At 63.0% G+C, this 17,803-nt stretch carries 17 protein-coding genes and 1 pseudogene; 13 read left to right on the forward strand and 5 right to left on the reverse strand.

Features of this window, described 5'->3' with window-relative positions; all coding sequences use genetic code 11:
- Positions 1-94 precede the first annotated feature (94 nt).
- The 3 genes from KTJ77_RS00005 to KTJ77_RS00015 are packed head-to-tail and all read left to right on the forward strand — an operon-like array spanning position 95 to position 3,797.
- Positions 95-1,099: an ABC transporter permease gene (locus KTJ77_RS00005; protein WP_217336486.1), complete on the forward strand. Its 1,005-nt coding sequence runs from the start codon at positions 95-97 to the stop codon at positions 1,097-1,099.
- An 11-nt stretch (positions 1,100-1,110) separates the two neighbouring features.
- A complete protein-coding gene (locus tag KTJ77_RS00010; protein WP_217336487.1) occupies positions 1,111-2,076 on the forward strand; it encodes an ABC transporter permease in 966 nt (321 codons plus the stop codon).
- A 20-nt stretch (positions 2,077-2,096) separates the two neighbouring features.
- The gene (locus KTJ77_RS00015) at positions 2,097-3,797 is read left to right on the forward strand and encodes an ABC transporter ATP-binding protein (RefSeq protein ID WP_217336488.1); all 1,701 of its coding nucleotides are present in this window, start codon (positions 2,097-2,099) and stop codon (positions 3,795-3,797) included.
- 208 nt (positions 3,798-4,005) lie between these two features.
- Here KTJ77_RS00015 and KTJ77_RS00020 read toward each other — a convergent pair whose 3' ends face one another.
- Positions 4,006-4,662 carry a response regulator transcription factor gene (locus KTJ77_RS00020; protein ID WP_217336489.1) on the reverse strand — a complete coding sequence of 219 codons (657 nt, stop codon included), beginning with the start codon at positions 4,660-4,662 and terminating at the stop codon, positions 4,006-4,008.
- Complete coding sequence (locus KTJ77_RS13620; RefSeq protein ID WP_217336490.1) at positions 4,637-6,121, reverse strand: HAMP domain-containing sensor histidine kinase; 1,485 nt, start codon at positions 6,119-6,121, stop codon at positions 4,637-4,639. Before KTJ77_RS13620 ends, KTJ77_RS00020 begins: the two co-directional genes overlap by 26 nt.
- A 97-nt stretch (positions 6,122-6,218) precedes the next feature.
- Here KTJ77_RS13620 and KTJ77_RS00030 point away from each other — a divergent pair, with 97 nt between their 5' ends.
- The 3 genes from KTJ77_RS00030 (at position 6,219) to KTJ77_RS00040 (ending at position 8,618) form a co-directional block, all read left to right on the forward strand.
- On the forward strand, positions 6,219-7,328 hold the full coding sequence (locus KTJ77_RS00030) for a phosphotransferase family protein (protein WP_217336491.1): 1,110 nt from the start codon (positions 6,219-6,221) through the stop codon (positions 7,326-7,328).
- A gap of 79 nt (positions 7,329-7,407) precedes the next feature.
- Positions 7,408-7,785 (forward strand): hypothetical protein, encoded by a 378-nt coding sequence (locus KTJ77_RS00035; RefSeq protein WP_217336492.1) that lies wholly within the window; start codon positions 7,408-7,410, stop codon positions 7,783-7,785.
- A gap of 287 nt (positions 7,786-8,072) precedes the next feature.
- Entirely contained in the window at positions 8,073-8,618 is a 546-nt protein-coding gene (locus tag KTJ77_RS00040; RefSeq protein ID WP_217336493.1) for a hypothetical protein, read from the forward strand.
- A gap of 44 nt (positions 8,619-8,662) precedes the next feature.
- Here KTJ77_RS00040 and KTJ77_RS00045 read toward each other — a convergent pair whose 3' ends face one another.
- The gene (locus KTJ77_RS00045; RefSeq protein WP_217336494.1) at positions 8,663-8,938 is read right to left on the reverse strand and encodes a TMEM208 family protein; all 276 of its coding nucleotides are present in this window, start codon (positions 8,936-8,938) and stop codon (positions 8,663-8,665) included.
- A complete protein-coding gene (locus tag KTJ77_RS00050; RefSeq protein WP_217336495.1) occupies positions 8,928-9,683 on the reverse strand; it encodes a hypothetical protein in 756 nt (251 codons plus the stop codon). The genes KTJ77_RS00045 and KTJ77_RS00050 overlap by 11 nt, the downstream gene beginning before the upstream one ends.
- A 350-nt stretch (positions 9,684-10,033) precedes the next feature.
- Between KTJ77_RS00050 and rpsF the strand changes: the two genes are divergently transcribed.
- The 7 genes and pseudogenes from rpsF (at position 10,034) to corA (ending at position 15,933) form a co-directional block, all read left to right on the forward strand.
- A complete protein-coding gene (rpsF, locus tag KTJ77_RS00055; protein WP_217336496.1) occupies positions 10,034-10,405 on the forward strand; it encodes a 30S ribosomal protein S6 in 372 nt (123 codons plus the stop codon).
- 5 nt (positions 10,406-10,410) lie between these two features.
- Positions 10,411-10,917 (forward strand): single-stranded DNA-binding protein, encoded by a 507-nt coding sequence (locus tag KTJ77_RS00060; protein ID WP_217336497.1) that lies wholly within the window; start codon positions 10,411-10,413, stop codon positions 10,915-10,917.
- A gap of 41 nt (positions 10,918-10,958) precedes the next feature.
- A complete protein-coding gene (rpsR, locus tag KTJ77_RS00065; protein ID WP_133541417.1) occupies positions 10,959-11,213 on the forward strand; it encodes a 30S ribosomal protein S18 in 255 nt (84 codons plus the stop codon).
- An 11-nt stretch (positions 11,214-11,224) separates the two neighbouring features.
- Positions 11,225-11,677 (forward strand): 50S ribosomal protein L9, encoded by a 453-nt coding sequence (gene rplI, locus KTJ77_RS00070; protein ID WP_217336498.1) that lies wholly within the window; start codon positions 11,225-11,227, stop codon positions 11,675-11,677.
- A 508-nt stretch (positions 11,678-12,185) separates the two neighbouring features.
- The gene (locus KTJ77_RS00075) at positions 12,186-12,581 is read left to right on the forward strand and encodes a hypothetical protein (protein WP_217336499.1); all 396 of its coding nucleotides are present in this window, start codon (positions 12,186-12,188) and stop codon (positions 12,579-12,581) included.
- A 550-nt stretch (positions 12,582-13,131) separates the two neighbouring features.
- Positions 13,132-14,454, forward strand: a pseudogene (dnaB, locus tag KTJ77_RS00080) (replicative DNA helicase); the annotation flags it as partial.
- A 462-nt stretch (positions 14,455-14,916) separates the two neighbouring features.
- Positions 14,917-15,933, forward strand: coding sequence for a magnesium/cobalt transporter CorA (gene corA / locus KTJ77_RS00085; protein ID WP_217338260.1), 1,017 nt, complete (start codon positions 14,917-14,919; stop codon positions 15,931-15,933).
- Positions 15,934-16,167: 234 nt separating this feature from the next.
- Here corA and thrC read toward each other — a convergent pair whose 3' ends face one another.
- Positions 16,168-17,583, reverse strand: a complete 1,416-nt coding sequence (thrC, locus tag KTJ77_RS00090; RefSeq protein ID WP_217336500.1) for a threonine synthase — start codon at positions 17,581-17,583, stop codon at positions 16,168-16,170.
- Positions 17,584-17,803: the final 220 nt, after the last annotated feature.

Genomic DNA, 17,803 nt, shown 5'->3' on the forward strand with positions numbered 1-17,803 from the left:
TTTTTTTTTTTTTTTTTTTTTTGTGGGGGGGGGGGGGGCCCCCCCCCCCCCCCCCCCCCCCCACTACTCAGCCCTCGACAACACGGGAGTTTGCGTGCTGCGAACCATTGGCAAGAGGATCCTTCTCCTCATACCCACCCTTTTCGGACTAAGCCTTCTACTATTTTTCTGGGTCCGCGCCCTTCCAGGCGGACCAGCCGTTGCCCTTCTCGGTGAGAAGGCAACCCCCGAAGCTGTGGAGCGAATCAATGCGCTCTACGGCTTTGACCGCCCCATCTACGAGCAGTACTTCACCTGGATGGGTCGCCTGTTGCAGGGAGACTTCGGCAACTCGATCGGAACCGGTCGTCCTGTTGTTGAGGAATTTCTCCGTCGCTTCCCTGCGACCATTGAACTTTCCGTCCTCGCCCTGATTTTTGCCGTTGGCATTGGTGTGCCGCTCGGCTACTGGGCGGCTCGCCGCCACGGCAAGATGAGTGATCACGCCGCCGTGATCTTCAGCCTTGTTGGCATCACGATCCCGGTCTTCTTCCTGGCCTTCATGTTGAAGTACGTCTTCGCCGTACAGCTGGGCTGGTTGCCCAGTGATGGCAGACAGAATCCGCGCATCAACGCAACGCACGTCACGGGCTTTTACGTCTGGGATGGCGTCATCACGGGGGAATTTGATGCGGCTTGGGATGCCATATTGCACCTGATTCTGCCGGCGATCGCCCTCGGAACCATTCCGCTCGCCATCATCGTGCGCATCACGCGCGCTTCGGTGCTTGAAGTACAAAACGCCGACTACGTTCGCACGGGGCGCGCGAAGGGTATCGCTACCAGCACCCTGCGTAACCGCTTCATCATGCGCAACGCCATGCTGCCGGTTGTCACCACGATCGGTCTGCAGACGGGCCTGTTGATCTCCGGCGCAGTCTTGACCGAAACGGTGTTCGCCTTCCCTGGCATTGGTTCTTTCCTCGCGAGAGCCATCTTCACGAGAGACTTCCCTGTTTTGCAGGGATTCATCATCTTCATTGCCATCGCGTACGCGCTCATCAACCTGCTGGTTGATATCTCGTACAGCCTGATCGATCCGCGCGTGCGCGTTCAGTAAGGAGGCTCGACATGACTAACGCACTTCCTCCGCACCTGGGCGGCGAGCCCGAGGCATCGACCGGCCTGCCGGAGACCGTTGCCGTTTCCACGTCAGCGAAAGAACGCACAGGCGGCTTCTGGCAAGACACGTTCCGTCGTTTGCGCCACAACCCGGTTGCCTGGATTGGCGCCGCCATCGTCTTGATCTTCGTGATCATCGCGGCTTTGGCTCCGTGGCTGGCTCCGTACCCGGAGACGGCACTGCCGGGCGCGAAGAACATCACGCCCACGCACATCCCCGGCCCTGGTGAGATTCCAGAGTTCCCGCTTGGCCTTGACCGCTTCGGTGGCGACGTGCTCTCCAAACTCATTTGGGGTGCACGTGCGTCGCTGATGATCGGTGTCATTTCGACAGCGTTCGGTCTGCTCGGTGGCCTACTGCTCGGCTTCCTTGCCGGCATGTTCGGCGGCTGGGTTGACAACGTGCTGATGCGCTTCGTTGACATTCTGCTGTCGGTTCCGAACCTGCTGCTGGCTGTTTCGATCGCTGCGATTCTTGGCCAGAGCCAATTCGCCGTGATGATCGCCATCGGTGCCAGCCAAGTGCCGATCTTCGCCCGATTGCTGCGTGCATCCATGCTCCAGCAGCGTTCGAGCGACTACGTGCTGTCAGCGCAGACGCTCGGTCTTGGCCGTGGCCGCATCACGATGAGCCACGTGCTGCCAAACTCCGTCGGACCTGTCATCGTGCAGGGCACGCTGTCGCTCGCGACGGCCGTGATCGACGCCGCCGCGCTGAGCTTCCTCGGTCTCGGTGGCGGTCGCCCAGAGACGGCTGAGTGGGGTCGCATGCTCACCTACGCTCAGGCTGAACTTGCCATCGCGCCACAGCTCGCGTTCTTGCCCGGTATCTGTATCGCCATCACGGCGCTCGGTTTCACCCTGTTCGGTGAATCCTTGCGTGAGGCGATGGACCCCCGCACCCGCGCGCGATAGACGACGAAAGGATGGAACGTATGACGAATCCCCATCACGGAGATGCCGCCAGCCCGCTGCTGATTGTGCGCGATCTTGCGGTCGACTTCCAAACCACCGATGGCGTTGTACACGCCGTTGAAGGCGTCGACATTGAGGTCTACCCGGGTGAAACCGTCGCGATTGTTGGTGAGTCGGGATCGGGTAAATCGACGACGGCGATGGCCGTTATTGGGTTGCTTGCCAAGGGCGGAACCGTTGCCAACGGCAGCATCACATTTGACGGCCGCGAACTGGTCGGGTTGAGCGAAAACGAGCTCCGCAAGGTGCGCGGCAATCAGATCGGCATGGTTCCGCAAGACCCGATGTCGAACCTGAATCCGGTCGCCAAGATCGGAACGCAAATCGCCGAGACGCTGCTCGCGCACGGTCAGGCCACGCGCCACAACGTGAACGAGCGGGTTGTCGAGACGTTGACCGCGGCGGGCCTGCCTGATGCGGAACGGCGTGCGAAGCAGTACCCGCACGAGTTCTCCGGCGGTATGCGCCAGCGCGCACTGATCGCGATCGGTCTTGCTTGCCAGCCGCGTCTGCTCATTGCCGATGAGCCGACCAGCGCCCTCGATGTGACCGTGCAGCGCACAATCCTCGATCAGATTGCGACCATGACGCAGGAGATCGGAACCAGTGTGCTGCTGATTACGCACGACCTCGGGTTGGCGGCAGAACGTGCCGCCCGCGTCGTTGTGATGCACCGCGGACGCGTCGTCGAGCAGGGCCCGGCGCAAGACATTCTGAACAACCCGCAACACCCGTACACGCAGGCGCTCGTGAAGGCCGCCCCGTCGGTTGCAGCCGCGCGGCTCCAGCCGCAGGCTTTTGTCACCGAGCGTCCTGCGGATGCCACAGCTCATGGTTCCGCAGCCGATGGTTCCGCCCCCGAGGCGAAGCCGGTCGACAACATTGTCGAGATTGAGGGTCTGACCAAGGTCTACCCGAAGCGCGGTAGCAAGGAAGACTTCTACGCCGTGAAGGATGTGTCGCTCGCGATTCCGCGCGGCGAGACGGTGGCGATTGTGGGTGAGTCGGGGTCGGGTAAGACCACGACAGCGCGCATGCTGCTGAAGGTGATCGAGCCGACCGCGGGCGTCATGCGCTTTGATGGCCAGGATGTCGCGCAGTTGAAGGGCAAGGAGCTGCGGTCGTTCCGCCAGAAGGTGCAGCCGATTTTCCAAGACCCGTACTCGAGCCTGAATCCGATGTTCACGATCGAGCGCATCATCGCTGAGCCGTTGGAGTTCTATAAGCGCGGTAACGCGTCAGCGCGTCGCACGAAGGTGCGCGAGCTGATGGAGGCCGTGGCGCTGCCGACGTCGATGCTGCACCGCTACCCGTCTGAGCTTTCCGGCGGACAGCGTCAGCGCGTCGCGATCGCGCGGTCGCTGGCGCTGGATCCGGAGCTCATCGTGTGTGATGAGCCGGTATCGGCGCTTGACGTGCTGGTGCAGGATCAGATTCTGACGCTGCTCGGCGACCTGCAGCGTGAGCGCGGCCTCAGCTACCTGTTCATTTCGCACGACCTCGCGGTCGTGCGTTTGATCAGCGACTACGTGTGCGTCATGAAAGACGGCGAACTGGTCGAGGCGGCGTCGTCTGAGGAGATCTTCACCAACCCGCGCGACCCGTACACCCGTCGTCTGTTGGCATCGATCCCCGGCAACGAGCTGAAGATCGCGTCATAGCCCCGGCCTGTTTCGACCCGCGGGGGCCGGAATCTTTTCAGGTTCCGGCGCCCCGCGGGCGTACGGTGAGGGAGACCGGATCTGGCGCCATGCGCCGCCGACTGCGCGTTATGCAACAACGCCGCGCCCCGATGCCCGTAAACATCACGAATCTTGGCGACATAACGTCATTTGCGCGACATAACGTCGCGGTAGCCGCAGCTGCTGGCTACACCAGCCGGAAGCCAGCGCCGCGAACGGTCTCGATGCGATCAGACCCGATCTTCTGTCGTAGGTAGCCGACATACACGTCGGCGACGTTGGATCCCGGGTCAAAGTCGTAACCCCACACGCGGCTCAGCAGCTGTTCGCGGCTGAGCACCTGGCCGGCGTGGCGGATGAACTCCTCGGCGAGGGCAAACTCGCGCGCCGACAGCTCGACCGACGTCTCCCCCACGTGCACCCGTCGCGTGCGCACATCGAGCGTGAGGTCACGGTGCGAAAGCTCCTGCGTCACGACCTGATCCTGGTTCCGCATCCGCAGCCGAATGCGCGCAAGCAGCTCATCGAAGCGGAACGGCTTGCCGAGATAGTCATCGGCGCCCGCTTCGAGGCCTGCCACCGTGTCATGCAGCTCGACGCGTGCGGTGAGCATGATCACCGGAATGCGGTTGCCGGAACCACGCAGCTCGTCAAGAACAGCGAAGCCATCTTTGCCCGGCATATTGATGTCGAGCACCAGCAGATCAAACTCCCCGGTCTGGGCGAGCGCGAGCGCGTCGAAACCGTTCGTCGCGACCTGCGTGGCAAAGCCCGCCGCCCGCAATCCCTTGCTGATGAATCCGGAGATTCGCTCTTCGTCATCGGCGATGAGAATCGACGCCATGGGGAGTCCTTTCGTGATTCGCCTGCGCAATGCGCGGCAAAGACAGGTAGAAGAGGGAGCCGGAACCGGAGGGCGGGTCGGTGACGCCTGCGGTGCCACCATGGGCGCGAGCGATCACGTCGACAATGTTCAGGCCGAGTCCGCTGCCGCCCGATTCGGAGCGGGAGAAGCGTTCAAAGATCGTGTCGCGAATCTCGGGAGGCACACCGGAACCATGATCGCGCACCCAGAGGTACACCGTGTCACCCTGCACCGTGCTGCCGATCTCCAGCTGGCCGCCGCCGTGCGTGACGCCGTTCTGCGCAAGTTGTAGCAACGCCTGCGTGATGCGGGCAGGGTCAACAGGGAAGACAACGTCGGCAATCGGCCCCGCCGAAACCGTTGCCCCGTCAATACCCTCCGCCTTGCGGATGATCTGGTGCATCAGGTCGCCGGCGTCCGTAGCGACGGGAGAAATCGGTGCGGGGCCGTGCAGGCGTGCCGCCGACGCGAGGTCTTGCACGAGCTGAGCCATCCGGTCCAGCTCGTCGATTGCGAGGTTCTGAGTGTCACGCACATCGGCGGGGTCGTTCGGATCCATTACCTCGAGGTAGCCGCGCACGATCGTCATCGGCGTCTTCAGCTCGTGACCAACGTCGCTGACGAGCTGGCGTTGCGAATCCATCGCCGCATCCAGCCGATCCAGCATCGCATTCATGGTTCCGGCCAGCTCAGACACATCATCACTACCGTGCACAGGCAGACGCTCGCTCAGTGACCGCGCCGAAATTTGCTCCGCCGTGCGGCGCATGTGTCGAAGCGGACGCAACAGGCGTCCGGCGACGATCCACGCGGCACCCGCCGTCAGCACCAGAACAATTCCCGCCGTCACGAGGTACAGCACGGCGAGTTCGTTGATCTCCTGAAGCTCGGCGTTGATGTCGTACACCATTACAAACAGCACGGTTTCTGGCGGTGGCGAGCCGGCCAGTGTGATGGGAATTCCGACGTACCGCCACGTCACGCCCTCTTCTGCGTAGGTTCCGCGCCGGGGTTCGTCGGTGATGGTGGCATTGAGGTGGTCGACGAAGCCGGGTGCGGTGAGCAGGTCAACGTCGAGCGGAACGCCCGGAACCAGGGCGGCACGCCCGTCAACAATGCCAGCGGCGCCGGTGTTGTCGTCCGGGCTCATCCGCTGCACGACCGTCTCGAGAGCAGCCGTGGCACTCGGCCACGCCTGCGTGGTTCCGTTGCTCACCGGCCCTTGCCCCACAATGAAGCGCGCCGATTCGAGGTTTGCCTCGAGGCGCTCGTCGACCTGCGCGAGAATCTTGCCGTGCTCAACGACGTACAGGGTCACACCGACCGCGAGCAGCCCGATCGCGGCAACCAGCGTGATCGTTGCCACAATGCGCGTGCGAACGGAGACGATGCGCCGGCGTTTGCCCGGTGTCGCCTCGGTCGTGCTGGTCGCGCCCACACAGCCAGTATGGCGACTTTGTGGCCGGAGATGGGGGCCAGCATAAGAGAGTTCTTATTCTTATCGCGGACTTATCCGGGCATGGTCAACTGGTGTCATGACACACGTGAGTGCCGAAGCTGCGCTGCTGCGCGACGCGCTGGAGATTGACTCTGCGGAGGAGTTCTCACGCGAGCCGCTTGGCAACGGAACCGTGGCCGGCTTTCACGTGCAGGATGGCGATCGCACGGTGGCGCTGTACGTTGACACGTCCGGCATCGCGGTCGAGGCGGAGACGGGGCTTGCGCAAGACGGTGTCGGTCGAATTTGGACGCACCCCGCCGACCCGCACTTGCCTGCCCTTGCCACCGCAGCTTTTGGTTCCGCCGCTCAAACCCTGTTGGCGCGGCTCGGCATTGACGGTGTTGAAGCGCCCGAGATGGTTGCGTACCGGCCAGGGCGTCGTGCAGTGCTGACGGTTATGACCGGTGAGGGGCCGCTGTGGATCAAGATCGTGCGGCCACGCCACGTGGAACGAATCGTCGCGGCGCATCGCGCCCTGCGTGATTCAGGTGTGGCCGTGCCGAAGGTGCGGGCGTGGTCGCCGACTGGGCTGTTGGTGATTGACCAGGCCGAGGGCACTCCCGCGACGCATGCTGACTGGACTCCCGCCGGGCTGGTTGACGCCGTTGAGCGCGTGCGTGTGGCCATCGGCGCGACCCCGACCGATCAGCGCACCCGCAGTGCCGCGCTGACGCGAGTTGATTGGTATGCCGATCGGCTGGCATCGTTGGACGCTGTGTTTGGTGAACGGGCGTCAGCGCTGCGCGCGGTGTTGGCGACGACGCCAGCGTCTCGCGAGACCACGGTGCATGGCGACCTGCACTTCGGACAGCTGTTTATGAACGCGGATGCTTCGGAGATCACCGGTCTCATCGACGTCGACACCCTCGGCCGCGGCGATGCGGCGGAAGACCCGGCAGCATTCGTGTCGCACGCGGTGGCGTCGTGGGCGCTCGCGGTAGATTCTGCGCCGAGTGCCGTGCGGCGTCTGGCCGATCTGGTTGCCACGGCGGGTGAGCGCTGGGGCAGTGACCCCGCGGTGGCCGGGCGCACGGCTGCCCAACTGCTCGGACACACCACGAGTGCCCTCGAGAGCGGGCATCGTGAGCGCGCCGAACGGTTGCTGGTCGAGGCCGAGGCGTGGACGAGTCGCGTAGGAATATAAGAACACTCTCAAGAATGACTTTCGCGCGGCTTACACCGGGCGGGCATGCTGGGTACAGCTCGAACAAGGGGATGAAACGATGGCAGCGAAAAATTGGGTCATGTACGGCGTGAGCGGTGTGCTCGGGCTGGGCGTGCTCGCCGGCGCTGCGTCGCTCGCGGCATCCGCGATGGAACTCCACACCAACGACGGCAACGTCCTTGATGGCGGTGGCGTCGACGCCGGAACCGTTGTCAAGGTTGATAAGAATGGTTCGACGCAGTCTCCGAAGCCGACGCCTTCTGTAACGCCGTCGCCGTCCGTGACACCGACGCCGGGCGCGGGCACGGGCGGTCCGGCCCCCGCTCCCCCCGCACCAGCGCCCCCGGCACCGGCACCCGCGCCCCCGGCGCCCGCGCCGGTTCCAGTCGACCCGGCCAGCCCGATTTCGGTACCGTCCGCCGACAGCGTCGACTAGGTGACAAGACCCCGGTTCGCCGGGGTCTTTTCTTTTGCCGCGAAGCTCCACGGGGGTGGATTTCGATGAATCTCACAGTTTCTTGCATAAGTTTTCACGCCCGTGGGATGTGATAGATCCCCGTGATTCCGCGGAATTTCGGGCCCGATACGCGTCTACCTAAGGTCTCAGATGAAAACTTAAGGCGCGTCTCACGATTACCTATGATCGCGCTTAGACCCAGCGGGGAGAGTGGAATCACACAGCAAGGGACAGGGCCGAAAAGCCCGCAAGCAAGGAGATAGACAATGAACAAGAAGAAGTGGATCGCCTACGGCGTCACGGGCATCGTCGGACTCGGCCTGATCGCCGGCGGCGCCAGCGCAACGGCAGCATCGATGAGCCTGAACGACGATGACGGTCAGCAGATTCCTGGCGTTGACGTTCCCCAGGGCAAGTCGGTTCTCGATGGCGCGGTTTCCCTGCGCGTCACCGACGGTGCGGCTTCGGTTGTCACCGCGATCAGCGCATCGGTATCGGCCACGGTCTCGGCCGCAACGGCCGCATCGGTTGCAACGCCGTCGCCCGTGACCGCCGTTTCGGCCCCGCAGGTTTCCGCCCCGACGGTTGCCTCGCAGGTTTCGGCTCCGACGGTAGCGTCAGCGCCGGCGCCGTCGCCCGTTTCGGCCCCCACGGTTGCTTCGGTCGCGTCCGCACCCGCACCGTCGGTAGTTTCGGCGCCGTCGGCACCGGCACCGGCGCCAGTACCAGCACCAGCACCGTCGCCCGTTTCGGCACCGTCGGTCCCGACCCCGGCATCGGCCCCGTCGGTTCCGTCGGCTGCTTCCAACTGAAACGTCAAAACCGTCACCTTCGGGTGGCGGTTTTGTCGTTAACGCTACAAACCGAAAACCCCGCCGGTATCGATGGCCATCATCACAAGGCCAAACAGCGCATAGGCGAAAAGAATCGGAACCACCAACCACAGCCACCACGGATACCGCGCCTTCAGGCGGCGTCGCTCGTACGCGACGAAGCGACGGTCGGGCGCGAGGGAACTCTCGACTGTCGAAGCGCCACGCGATTCGCGCCAACGCTCCCACTGATCGAGCTTCTCCCCCAGCGCGTTGATCGTGGTTCCGACGGCCTGCCAGCGTTCCGGATCAGCCTCCAACGAGCGCTTCGGTGAGTACAGATAGATCTCGTCGTCGATGATCTCGACGTCCCAATCGTTCGGGCAGTACAGCGAACGTCTCATTGAAGTCGCCCTCGAGGCGCAGCTGTTGTTCGCGATCGAACTGTGCGCCGAGCCGGCCGTTCAAACCGAGGCCATCGTTGCTCTTTGCGTCGAGCACGATGTGCGGCAAGCGCCGATTGAGGCTCAGCGTCACGAAGTCGGTCATCGTGACCGAGCGGTTCTTGCCGGCACCAGTCTCCACCCGCAGCGTGCCGACCATGAGGTTGCGCGCACCCGGTGCCGCAATGACATTGAGGGCATCGAGGCGCCCCGGAACCGTGAATTTCGTACCCGAGCGCAGGCCCTCAGCCCGAACCAGCGGATGAAACTGCAGCCCGTTCGCCTCAGCAAACGGGCGTAGGCGATACCAGCGCCGCGCGGCTTGGCGCCGCAAAACCCACACGCCGAGGGCGATCACCCCGGGGATGCCGAGAATGGCGAGCGCCACCAGTCCGCCGAGCGCCCAGTTGGGCTCATCGTCCATCATCACGACGCCGAGCACGATGCCCAGAGAGCTCGCGATCAGCGCTGATCCGGCATGCAGAACGTGACGCCAACCCGCACCCGGCAATACCCCGCGCGGCACGGTGCGCTTCGCCACCGTCGCGTACGCCCGCACATCACGCCGGTTCAGCCGCGCCGTCAGCGGTGTCGTATCAAACGGAATCTTCAACAACCCCACGATTACCGCCTGCCCCACACGCTACTCAAGTTCCGCTCCGTGCACCTTCCCATGGCTCCGGATAGCCGTCACGAGAGGAGGTAGGTAACGCGAGAGGAGGTGATTTCTCGCATAATCACTTCCCCCGGCGACAGATACCTCCCCCGTGACACAAACCCCGTGGTTCCGTCCCCGAAAACACCAAAAAATGGTTCCGGAACCAGGGGGCTGTGACCGGGGGAAAGTTGCGCCCGCAGAGTTTGCTAGACTGTACAGGTTGTCTGGGCAGACTTATGCCCGGGCACGTGCAACACACCCTCCTGCTGTGGGGAAAGTCCTCACAGCCGTTCAAGTCCGAAGGAGGTGGGACAGTGACGCACCAGTACGAACTCATGGTGATCCTTCACCCGGAGATCGACGAGCGCACGGTAGCCCCCAATCTCGACAAGTTCCTCAAGGTCATCACCGAAGCCGGTGGCACCATTGAGAAGGTCGACATTTGGGGCAAGCGCCGTTTTGCTTACGAAATCCAGAAGAAGAACGAGGGCATCTACGCCGTCGTTAACTTCACCGCTACGAGCGAAGCAACCAACGAGCTCGACCGCCAGCTGAAGCTGAGCGAACTCATCATGCGCACGAAGGTTCTGCGCGCTGAAGAGGCAATTGCTCTCGTTGCTGCCGAGGCTAAGCGCGCCGAAGAGAAGGCCGCTCGCAAGCCCAAGGCCGCTAAGAAGGACGCGTAACGACGATGGCCGGCGAAACCGTCATCACCGTCGTGGGCAACCTCACGGCAGACCCCGAGCTGCGTTACACGCAGAACGGCCTGCCCGTGGCAAACTTCACGATCGCCTCAACTCCGCGTACTTTCGATCGCCAGGCGAACGAATGGAAGGACGGCGATGCGCTGTTCCTGCGTGCGAGTGTATGGCGTGAATTCGCCGAGCACGTCGCTGGATCGCTGACGAAGGGCATGCGCGTTATCGCGTCAGGCCGCCTGCGTCAGCGTTCGTACCAGGACAAAGAAGGCAACAACCGCACCGCAATTGAGCTTGAGGTCGATGAAATCGGCCCCTCGCTGCGCTACGCAACGGCACAGGTAACTCGTGCTGCCAGCGGCGGCGCAGGCGGCGGATCCAACTTCGGCGGCGGCGCACCCCGTCAGCAGGTTGCAGAGGAGCCGTGGGCAACCCCGGGCTCTGCAGGAGCTGACGCGTGGAGCGCACCTGGCGCTTACGGCGACGACACCCCGTTCTGATCTACGCGATCATCACAAACGTTTACTGACAAAGGATAACCATGGCTGGAAAGTCAAGCGGCGATCGCCGCAAGCCGCGGAAGGGCGCTAAGAACGCCGCTCCCGCGAAGGCAATCCGCGTTGGCGTCATTGACTACAAGGACGTCGCAACGCTTCGCAAATTCATCTCGGAGCGCGGGAAGATCCGCGCCCGTCGTATCACCGGCGTTTCGGTACAGGAGCAGCGTCTGATCGCCAAGGCAATCAAGAACGCACGCGAAATGGCGCTCCTGCCTTACGCTGGCGCTGGCCGGTAAGGGGTACGACAATGGCAAAGCTGATTCTGACGCATGAAGTCACCGGGCTCGGAAGCGCCGGCGACGTAATCGAGGTTAAGGACGGGTTCGCTCGTAACTACCTCGTTCCCCAGGGCTTCGCCGTGGCATGGACCAAGGGTGGCGAGAAGCAGGTCACGTCGATCCGTGCCGCTCGTGACGCTCGTGCAATCCACAGCCACGAAGAGGCCGTCGCACTGAAGAACGGTCTTGAGGGCACGAAGGTTCGCCTCACCGTCAAGACGGGTGGCGAAGGCCGCCTCTTCGGTTCGGTCAAGCCCGCCGATGTTGCTGACGCAGTCAAGGCTGCTGGTCTCGGCGACCTCGACAAGCGCAAGATCACCATCCCGACGCCCATCAAGGTCGTCGGCGAGCACACTGCAGTCGTTCGCCTGCAGGACGAGCTCTCGGCAACGATCAAGCTCCAGGTCATCGCAGCCAAGTAAGGCTCGATGATTGGCTGAGGCCGCTCTCCTTCGGGAGGGCGGCCTTTTGCTTTGCCCCGGGAGGGGTTTGGGTTTGCGGTGGGCTTGGGCTTGGGTTTGGTTTGGGCTTGTGACCGCTGTCGGCGAGGTGGCTGACGCGAGGGAAGGTAATTGACGTGGTGGGAGGAGATTTTGCGCATCATCGCCGCCTGCGGTGTCACTTTCCTTCTCTCCCGGCAGTGATGGTTCCGGAACTATGTGCCGGGTAGGCAGGAGCGCCCGCGGAACCAGGTGTACGAGAAGCGGAACCAGGTGTGAGGGTTGGCCTGCCGCCGCGGTCAACCCCTTGTCGCGAGAGCGATAGATTCACGCGACAGCCACACATTCTCGCGAAAATTCTCTGGCAGTCGCGCTGTTTTGTCGCTGTCGCGACACGAGCGCCGGCGAAACTGCGGCCTGAACCCCGCGGAACGATTGGTGTGCGAGCGGGAACCATGGGTGCGAGAAGCGGAACGATGAGCGCCGCGCGATGCTGGCGAGCCTCACGATCGATCTCCCGTCCATCGACCTCGCAGCCATCACGCCCACGCCGTTCTGGCAGAACGGTCTCGACTGGTTCGCGACGCCCGATGATGTGGTTGCTATCCATGCAGCGCTCGCCGCGCTTTCCGACGCCGATGTTGCGGCCGCACTCACGACCAACCCGGGAGTCATCGTCGACGCTGAGGCGTGGCCCGCGGTGGCATACAAGGGCGGATCCTCACTGGGTGTCGTGACCGGCAGCTGGCATGCGGTTGCGGCTGACGGAACCACATTGACGGTGGTCGTGATGGCGGCAGATGACGATGCCGAAGCAGTCGCGCTCCGACAGATCGACCTGTTTTCCCTGATGACCGACATTTTCACGCTCGCGGCCAGCGAGTAACACCCGAACCCCGAATAGCCAACGCGTTAACAACCAACGACTGGCGTGCGATCGGGAAGGAAATTGTAGGGGTTCCATGGGTCGCGCGTATAGGGGATAACAACCACACTTTGTGAGAATTGTCCACCGAATTGTGCACACCCGGGCGCGTCGCTCCACAACCTTAAATGTGAAGTTGAGGGGGATAGATTTGGCGCCCTGTGCACAAAAGAAACACCAGGTCAACGGATCGAAACAAAGAAACGTTAGAAAAGTTATCCCCAGTTATCCCCAGGGGTTATCAACAAAATCGCCCGAGTTCCTCCCAGGCTGTCCACAGAGTTATCCACAGGCTGGGAGGAGGGGCTTTTGACGGCCTGATGAACCGGGCATAGCGTGGAGGCTCAGCCCACTCACCCGTGCGCGCGTGATGCTCTCAGCGCCGCAATGTCGGAGGTTCGTGGTGGACTGCGATCCAGAGAAATCAGCGGCACTCTCTGGATCATTGCGTTGTTGTGCCGCGATGAAAGGGGAGTGCTCCGTGTCGATCGCAGACATCTCGGACGAGCGTATGGGCGGTCGTCGAGAGGCTGAGCGCACACCCCCGCACGACCTTCTGGCAGAACAGTCCACCCTCGGCGGCATGCTTCTGTCAAAAGACGCCGTCGCCGACGTTATTGAGTCACTTCGTGGCACCGACTTCTACGTGCCGAAGCACGAGGTCATTTACGAAGCCATCCTGTCGCTGTACTCGCACGGTGAGCCCACCGATGTCGTTGCCGTCACCGATGAACTGATCAAGACCGGCTCGCTGCAACGCGCCGGCGGTGCCGACTATCTCCACACGCTGACCTCCATTGTTCCGACGGCGGCAAACGCGGGCTATTACGCCGGTATCGTCAGCGAGCGCGCACAGCTGCGTCGATTGGTTGACGCGGGTACCCGCATTGTTCAGCTTGGTTACCAGGGTGAGGGCGATGTCACCGAGCTCGTGAACTCTGCGCAGGCGGAGATTTACAACGTCACGGGCGCACAGACTGCCGAAGACTACGTGCAGCTTGAGGTTGCCGTTGACGCGGCTCTCGAAGAGATTGAAGCGGCCCGTGGCCGCGATGGTTCGATGACGGGCGTGCCGACCGGGTTCCGTGGGCTCGATGAGCTGACGAACGGTCTGCACGGCGGCCAGATGATCGTCGTTGCCGCCCGTCCTGCCATGGGTAAGTCGACGCTCGCGCTTGACTTCGCGCGAGCCGCTTCTATCAAGCACAACATGCCCTCCATCTTCTTCTCGCTGGAAATGGGGCGCGCTGAGATCGCGATGCGTCTGCTGAGCGCCGAGGGTGGCATTCCGCTGCAGTCGATTCGTAAGGGGCAGCTCGACCAGCGCGACTGGACGACCGTTGCAGCCACGCGTGGCCGTATTAGCGAAGCGCCGCTGTACATTGACGACAGCCCGAACATGTCGCTCGTTGAGATTCGCGCGAAATGCCGCCGCCTCAAGCAGCGCGAGGGCCTGCGCATGGTGATCATCGACTACCTCCAGCTCATGTCCAGCGGTAAGCGCGTCGAGTCACGTCAGCAAGAGGTGTCGGAGTTCTCGCGTGCCCTCAAGCTCCTCGCGAAGGAGCTGCAGGTTCCGGTTATCGCGCTCTCGCAGCTGAACCGTGGCCCGGAGCAGCGCCAAGACAAGAAGCCCGCGATCAGCGACCTGCGTGAATCGGGCTCGATTGAGCAGGACGCCGACATGGTGATCCTGCTGCACCGCGAAAACGCCTACGACAAAGACATTCGCCCCGGCGAAGCCGACCTGATCGTGGCCAAGCACCGTAACGGTCCGACGGCGACGATCGAGGTGGCGTTCCAGGGTCACTTCTCGCGCTTCACCGACATGGCAGGCGGCGACCCCGGCTACGGCGGGGGAGCACCCGGCGGCGCTCCGGCACCCTATGGATCCGATGCTCCGCCGCCTTACGACGCTCCACCTCCGTACGACGCCCCCCCGCCGTACGGCGCATAGCGAACTGCCCACCCCCTCGCACCGAGCGGGTGGGCAGTTGCTGTTCCGGCGCCATCATGGTGCGGCCGGTTTCGGAACCGGGGGCTGCGGAACCAGGGGAGCGGGGCAGGAAGAGCCGGATCGGCCGAGAGATTAGGTGCTCGTGACGCTCACGGCCTAAGGTATAGCCGGACGATTGGCCCGAAAGAGCCGGAGGTGATGCACGATGTGTGGTGATAGTCCGCGCGCCATTGCATCGCCGGAGAGCGTCTGAACTCATCTCCGCGAGCAATGGCTGGTTATGGCAATTCTCGCGGCGCTCATCGCGTCGCATGCGAGCGAATCTCGAGGTGAGACATGATGACACTGATCGACAATGCGGTTTATGTAAACGGGCAACGCACGGCTAACCCTGCCGATCTCGACCAAACCTTCGATCTGATGCGTGAACGTCAGGGCATGGCATGGATTGGGCTGTACCGGCCGGATAACGACGAGATTCGACGCCTTTCGGCCGAATTCTCACTGCACGCCCTCGCCGTGGAAGACGCTCTGGCGGGGCATCAGCGCGCCAAGCTTGAGCGATACGGCGACACGCAGTTCGTTGTTCTTCGCCCGGCGCGCTATCTCGATGATGTGGAAGAGGTCGAATTCGGCGAGTTGCACGTTTTCGTTGGGCCGGACTTCGTCGTCACGATCCGTCACGCCGAATCGCCCAACCTCGCCCGGGTGCGCAAGCGCCTGGAAGGAACCCCGGAGCTGCTTGCGATGGGGCCAGCCGCCGTGCTGTACGCCATTCTCGACGAGGTCGTTGACGAGTACGCCCCGGTGATCGCTGGGCTCGAAAACGACATCGACGAAATCGAAGACGAGCTATTTGCTGGTGATGAGAACGTCTCATTGCGCATCTACAAGCTGTTGCGCGAGGTCATCAACTTTCAGCGTGCCACCCAGCCGCTTGTGCTCATTCTCGAGAACCTGCTGCGTGGTTCCGAGCTCTATCAAGAACGTGTTGAACTGCAGCGATCCTTGCGTGACGTGCTCGACCACGTGCTGCGCATTGTGGAGCGTGCCGACGCGTTTCGCGCGATCCTCGAAAACGGTCTGACCGTGCAGGCGGCGCTTGTCGCGCAGCGGCAGAACGAGGAAATGAAGCGCCTCACCGAGCACAGCGTTGCGCAGGCCGAAGACATGAAACGCATCTCGTCGTGGGCTGCCATTCTGTTCGCCCCGACGCTCATCGGCGGCATTTACGGCATGAACTTTGACGAGATGCCTGAGCTGCACTGGGCCTGGGGCTATCCGTTTGCGATCGGCCTGATGGCGGCGCTCGGCGTCGGCCTGTACGTCGTATTCAAGAAGAAACGCTGGCTGTAGCGACGTCGCGAGAGAAGGAAATCGACGCGAGAGAAGGAAACGCGGCGGATATCTTCCTTCTGCCGCGGCATTCTCCTTCTGCCGGAACCACGGGGCGGCGTGTGGGGGCACCGGAACCACGGGGCGGCGTGTGGGGGCACCGGAACCACGGGGCGGCCTGCGGGGAGCCGGAACCGCTGGAATCAACAAGCATGGCCCGCTCTTGATCAAGAGCGGGCCACACGCTGCCCGGTGTCAGTGCTTGGCGTTAGCCTCGATGAAAGCGCGCAATGCCGCTTCGTCGTTGGCGATGTCGGTGGTGCGCTGGGGGAGTGTCAGCAGCGCCTGGTGCTCGGCCGACACGACGGGCGCTTCACCGAGCGCCTCGGTGACGGTCGCGGCGAACTTCTCAGGCAGTGCCGTTTCCAGCACCAGCATCGGCACATCGGGCTCGACGAATGGGGCAGCCACGTACACGCCGTCGGCGGTGTGCGGGTCGATCACAACGCCCGAAGACGCGTGCGTTGCCTGCATCGTGTGCAGACGATTCTGGTGCGTCGAGGTTCCGCTGACGATGCCGTACTCCGCACTAAAGCGAGCCAATTCGCTTGACAGGTCGAAGGTTCCGGTCTCATCCAGTTCGCGCCAGAGCGCTGCCGTGCGCTCGGGATCGCGGCCGACAACTTCGTAGACGAAGCGCTCCAGGTTCGAGGCTTTCGACACATCCATCGACGGGCTCGACGTCGCCGGCGTCGCCTCTGCCGAACGCGGGCGGTAGATGCCGGTGGAGAAGAACTCGTGCAGCACGTTGTTTTCGTTGGTGGCGAGCACGAGCTTGCGGATCGGAACACCCATGCTGCGTGCGTAGTGGCCGGAGAGAATGTTGCCGAAGTTGCCAGACGGAACCGCGAAGGAGACCTCGAAGCCAGCGGGGTCAGCGACGGCATCCGTTGCGCGCAACCACGCCCACACGTAGTACGTGATTTGCGCGGAAATACGGCCAAAGTTGATGGAGTTCACGGCACCAATGTGGTGCGTGCGCTTGAACTCGAGGTCTTGATTGACGAGCTTCACAAGGTGCTGGCAGTCATCGAAGTTGCCCTCGACGGCGAGGTTGTGGATGTTGTCGTCCAGCAGCGAGTACATTTGCGCGCGCTGGAAATCGCTCATGCGACCCTGCGGCGACAGGATGATCGCCGACAGCGTCGAGCGTCCGCGAATCGCATATTCGGCGGCAGAACCGGTGTCGCCCGACGTTGCGCCGATAATATTGAGCACATCGCCGCGCTCGGTCAGCACGTAGTCGAGCGCGCCGCCCAAGAACTGCATGGCGAGGTCTTTGAACGCCAGCGTCGGGCCTTCAGACAGACCGACGAGCGTCATGCCGCCATTAATGGGCTTGAGTGGCACAATCTCAGGCGTGCGAAACTTCTCGTCGTTGTACGATTCGTGCGCAATGCGGGTGAGCTCGGCGGCGGGCACGTCCGTCGCGAACAGGCCGATGATCGTCGCGGCAAGCTCCGGGTACGTGAGTGCACGCAACTCTTCGAGCCGGTCACCGATCTGGGGGAGTGACTGGGGAACGGCGAGACCGCCGTCTGAGGCCAAGCCCTCAATGATGACGTCCTGGTACGGACCCATGGCCGTTCCGCGTGTCGATACGTACTGCACAGCGCCGCCTTCACTCAACGATTTCGGTGCCCTCAGCCTACCGAGTGCCGCCCGGTGCGACGCGCCAGGTTTCAGCCGGTGACGATGGGGGAGCGGACTTAACAGCCGGCCTACTTACTCAGCTCCGGGTTCCGGAGCCCCGCGCGGCGTTGAGCACCTGGTTTCGTGGCGGATTGACGACGGAACCGTCACTTTTGACGTCTCGGATGCTGGCGCCGCT

It is taken from the genome of Microbacterium sp. NC79 (assembly GCF_019061125.1).
GTDB lineage: Bacteria > Actinomycetota > Actinomycetes > Actinomycetales > Microbacteriaceae > Microbacterium.